Raw genomic sequence first — 4,958 nt, 5'->3', positions numbered from 1 at the left:
ATGTGTATTATATGGTTTTTTGTATTTATAGGGAATCTTTGTTATTACATTAAAAGTTTGAGAAAAAGAAATTTTAGGGATTAGATTGATATGTAAAAGTCTCAATTATCTAATAGGGGGTCTCGCCATATCGCTATCAAGCTAAGAAAATACAACTCCCCCCCAGAATGAGATTTTGTGCTAATTCGTAATAAAAAAGCTCATTTTTTCGTTTTTGGGTGGATTTGTTTTCTTAAGTTGATGGGCATGTATGGTGACCCCTAAAATGAAAAAATACGCTATTCTTTCTGTAGAATCATAGGAAAGAATAACGTATTTTTTGCTTTATAGATAGTGCAAAACCTTAGCTTGATAGTGATGGGACGTCCCCATTTGCTGAATAAGATATTTTGCTTGATTATAAAAGCTTTAATTACTGTATAGTTTCATAACTTTGCTCACTATCAACTCAGCAGTATTCTCTTCTGGCGGCATCAGTAGATTTGTACTTGGCCCATAAACCACAGGGTTTAGTTCCACTTCATACCCTCCGTATATATATTCTTCTTTTGTAGGTAGATAACCTAGATAACCATTTGTGTATCCACCAAAAAAAGCTAGTTCATTGTTTAGATTTTCTTTAATAGCTAGAGCTGTTTCTGAAAAAGGTTCCATTGGTATTCCAGAGAATGATCCATCATTGATTTGAAATAACTGAATTTCTAAATCAATTGCTAACTGTTTAATATTTTCCTTGTGCTTAGCAACAACAACACTAACCCACTGATCGGTATTAACACCCCATTGCTTTTGAGCTAGTAGCGCCATTCTTTTAATCTCTTCAAGCTCAGGAATATCCTTTAGTTTCATTTTCATTGTAGTTGAAATAGTATTCAGCTTTGAAATTAAATTATAAGTAACTGTTGGTAACATCGTTAGGACATTGCCACTCAATATGTAAGCCATGTGTTTTAACGCTTCCTTAGAACCACGGTATTTTGCATTCACATTTCCAGCTGCCCCCTGAACAATGATTACAGGACAGTTCAATGTTTGTTCTAGAATTCCCCTTGTCAATCCTGGATAATCTGCTGATAATATATCACTATCTAACTTTAAGACATTAGGATGAGCAGTACAAAATACAATAATTCCAGTTAGTTCTTTTGTTTTGTAGTTTCTGATTGCTAAAACGCCAATTCGTTTGTCTACAACTCCATTTTCATTTATACCCATTTTCACTTTTCCATCAGATGTTCTCTCTCTTCGATTTACTCCAATTTCACCCATCGTTACGTTCCAACCCACCTCAGATAATTGCATATTATCATTTGCAATTATGGTTCCTTTAACCACATTATTGATTAGAATCGTTTTATAAGACTTTATCAATTGATCATCACCGACTGTTTCGGGACCAGAATGGGTATGAGTATAAACAACGGTTATGTTTTTGAATGGGACATTCAACTCATGTGCAACTTGATCTCGAATTATTATTGTATCTTCTATTAACATTCCTATATTATCAATACTAATAAATACGGTCTTTGTTTGATTATTTTCAAACACATATACTGTTGCATAAATATGTTCTTCAATTTTACTAATCCCTGTTGGTCTATGGTATCCAATAAAATCAATACCTAAAGGAGGTGTAATATCCACCTTACATATTCCTACTTTACTCATTTGAACCTCTCCAGTTATCTATGTAATTTGTTATTTAATTACTTTACGTCTTATTCAGCTAAGCTCTACTATTCTTGAATAAAAAACCTCATAATTTCTATACTTATTTTAACACTAATAATCTAAATATTATGATTAAAAATCCTTTATCACCCCAAATAGTGGTCACCGTACATAGCCATCAAGCTAAGGTTTTAACATACGTCCAAAATGAAATTTTTTTCTCTACAGTTACTTACTTTGAGAAGTCAGCGCATCTTTTCGTTTTTGGGGTTTTTATTTTTCTTAAGTTGATAGCGATGTGGCGGTACCCCATAGTGTTCGTTCGATAAAATTTAATTTATATATCTTTTAAATTTCATTTTTATCGAATAGAAAGTTTAATATAACCATAGAAAATAGAGTATTTTCTATGGTTGTTATGTAATTACTATCAATAACAATTCGAATTTCATTTTAAAACGATATACAATTATGGTTAATTAGCGTAAACGAATCCAGAGCTGTACTATTTTATAAATAGAAAACAGGAACCCGTTATGGATTCCTGTTTTCTGCTTTACAACCCTTTTTCGATTCGTGAGGATAATAGATTGATTTGATCCACGATTATTATACATCTAAATATTATGAATTACAATTAAATACCAGGGAATTATTTCTAGATTATTAGTGATACATCCTAAAAGGTACACCTTTACACACAGGTGTTTTTTTTAGGAATAAATGTGAGCCTAAAGGTATCTATATTTTAGGAACGTTCTAAAATTCGGATTTTGACATTTAGGAACACTCTTTTTATCTTAGTTTATAGCGTCCCAAAAGGTGTACCTTTTGGAACTATCGAATTTTATTTTCACACTTCCTTTTATCACTAGCCTTCGTGATTGTCCGCAAACGCCGTAACGATGCGGATTCCTTCGGCTTCGCTACACAAACATGGAAATGAAATCTGTTACACAAACGGGACGTTTCATGGAAATTATTTCTTTTAATCAACTTCCAAATTATGCATCATGTAATATACGGAATATTCAATTTATACAAAAGGGGGTTAGTATATGTTTTTACAAAAATATAAGGGTTTGATTCTAGGGATAGTTGGTGCTGTTTTAGGGGTAATATCCTTTGTTTATCTTAAAGATTTAGATTATATATAAAACGTGTCTTAAGTTATTTTCCGTAACATTAATAATTATAGGATGGGGTATTGCCTCTGATTCGAATCATTACTATAAAAAAAAGGGAGAGAACGACATGTAAATGTCATTCTCTCTGCTACTAGTATCTATTGTTTAGATTTGTTATGAATTTCTTCCATACATGGGCAAAGATACCCATATAAAAAAAGCTTATCACTAAAAAATTGAAGAAAATGTTAATGAAGCATTATCAGGATTAGCATGGTAGAAAACGAACTGTATCATTGGTTCGGTTTTTTATTGGGTTCATTTTGTACATAGCCTGATTTCTTCTTGTCAATAGATTCCAATATTATGTATAATGAAACTAACGTTTTACCAATAAACGGTAATGAAGAGGTGATACAAGTGAATACACAAAACGTATCATCGGCAATCCTATGGAATTTTATGTGGAGATTGGATTACTACAAGATGAAAGATTGGTAGCGAATGAACTCGAGGAAAAAAGAGCGTTTGATTTAATTAATTTTATAAAACTACTTAATATGATATCTACCGAACGAATTGAGAGTATACTCAGGGGGAATTTCAAATGAAAACATTTGGTAAAGTATTATTAGCAGGAACTTTGGCTCTTGGCGGTTTAACAGCAATGAACATTGATACGTCAAAAGCAAGTGCAGATGAATACTGTCGTTATATTTGTGGTCCTAGCGAAACGTTGAATAGCTTTACTATTCAATTACACGATACGGAACACCGTATGGGGCAAAATATCATCGTAAAAGCTACAAATGATAGAGCTTATGATGTACATTATAAAGCTTCTATCGAAAAGCAATACGCAACTGACTGGGGTTATTATGATGCCGATTTCAACTGGGGTTCTATGTTACCAGCTGGGACAAATGAAGAAATTATCGTTTCAACAGGCAATGGCGAATCAATTTCGGAAACAGGCATATTCCGTGTGAAAGTTGAAGTCACAAATGCTGACGGTTCAATTGATACAATGTACACAGCGCCAATTACATTGTTAAATTAAATAATGATTTTGCTTGGTTCTGTTGCAAAGTTTTTTTTACAGATAGAAAGTTAGGATGGGGTATAGCTGAATTCTATAAATTCGTCAGCTCGTAGAGAAAGGGTTAAGTCGTAAATAATGACTACCCTTTTTATTTTCCTAAAAACGCTAAAAACGTATGTAAAGCTCGTATTCACCTTTACATACGTTTTTATAACGCATGAGACTTATCGTATTAGTTAATCTACAAAAAATCAAAACAAGCAAATCTGAAGAGCTTTTTTATAATTAAACTTCAATTTTTTTAGCACATTCTTAAAAAATGAAACAGAGCTGGATTTTCATCACAGCTCACGTATTTATTGGCTCTGTATGTGTGCATGTAGGATATTGAGAACAACCAAAAAACTTATTTCCTGTTTTATTCGAATTTCGAATGACTAAATGATTTTTACATGCTGGGCATTTCCGTTCTGCAGGTTCTACCCTTTGATATACATCTTCAGCCGAATGCTCCGGATTGATTTTATTAATCAATTTTTGAAGCTCTACACGATCTATTAGTTTTACATTGCATGCTTCCGCTGCAAGAGGCTAGGGCGATTCAGCGTCCTAAGGCGGAGGGATTATTCCACTCACGTCAGGGTTAACCCTGGGTATTATGTAACCATCCAGGCATTCTACATAGTTATGAAATCAAAAGCTATCTTATTTAAGGTAGCTTTTTTATTTTTTCTAAACTTTTATCGATTCAATTAATAATAAATGAAATAGGACTCCATGAAATAACTCATAAAAACGTCCCAAAAAGTAAACCCTATTGATACACGGTTTTCTACCTTAACGTTGTAAATCCGCAAAATCCTGACGCTACCCCAATTTGTTCGATGAAAACGGACAGACCCTTATAAAATTCCATTCTGAGCGACATGAAGACAAACGTTATCAAACGCCAAGCGAACCATTCCATATACATAAGCCACCAAGTATCGAATTCTCTACAATGGATCGCATGGCTAATTTTCATCACCATGACTTATACGGTTCTGGTGCAAAAACTTTAATATACGTGTAAGTAATCTCTAACACCTGGACATACTGATCCTATTACTCTAGAA

Annotated in this window: 2 protein-coding genes and 2 pseudogenes; 2 read left to right on the top strand and 2 right to left on the bottom strand. The window is 33.1% G+C overall.

What is annotated here, in order from left to right:
• Positions 1 to 408: 408 nt before the first annotated feature.
• Positions 409 to 1,671, bottom strand: coding sequence for a neutral/alkaline non-lysosomal ceramidase N-terminal domain-containing protein (locus tag JDS96_RS29520; protein ID WP_199668966.1), 1,263 nt, complete (start codon positions 1,669 to 1,671; stop codon positions 409 to 411).
• 1,061 nt (positions 1,672 to 2,732) lie between these two features.
• Here JDS96_RS29520 and JDS96_RS33165 point away from each other — a divergent pair.
• Both JDS96_RS33165 and JDS96_RS29510 read left to right on the top strand, forming a co-directional pair.
• Positions 2,733 to 2,934 (top strand): annotated as a pseudogene (locus JDS96_RS33165) (hypothetical protein).
• Positions 2,935 to 3,408: 474 nt separating this feature from the next.
• Positions 3,409 to 3,861: a hypothetical protein gene (locus JDS96_RS29510; RefSeq protein ID WP_199668965.1), complete on the top strand. Its 453-nt coding sequence runs from the start codon at positions 3,409 to 3,411 to the stop codon at positions 3,859 to 3,861.
• 330 nt (positions 3,862 to 4,191) lie between these two features.
• Here the strand turns inward: JDS96_RS29510 and JDS96_RS29505 are convergent.
• Positions 4,192 to 4,425: pseudogene (locus JDS96_RS29505) on the bottom strand (topoisomerase DNA-binding C4 zinc finger domain-containing protein); the annotation flags it as partial.
• Positions 4,426 to 4,958 lie beyond the last annotated feature (533 nt).

The sequence above is a fragment of the Bacillus cereus group sp. N21 genome (assembly GCF_016483395.1).
GTDB classification, from domain to species: Bacteria; Bacillota; Bacilli; order Bacillales; family Bacillaceae_G; genus Bacillus_A; species Bacillus_A pseudomycoides.
The sequence above is the reverse complement of the archived record's forward strand: the minus strand, read 5'-3'. Positions and strand labels throughout refer to the sequence as shown.

Excerpts from the sequence above, each read along its gene's own strand:
- JDS96_RS29520 (WP_199668966.1), bottom strand. The coding sequence starts at position 1,671 with ATGAGTAAAGTAGGAATATGTAAGGTGGATATTACACCTCCTTTAGGT.
- JDS96_RS29510 (WP_199668965.1), top strand. The coding sequence starts at position 3,409 with ATGAAAACATTTGGTAAAGTATTATTAGCAGGAACTTTGGCTCTTGGC.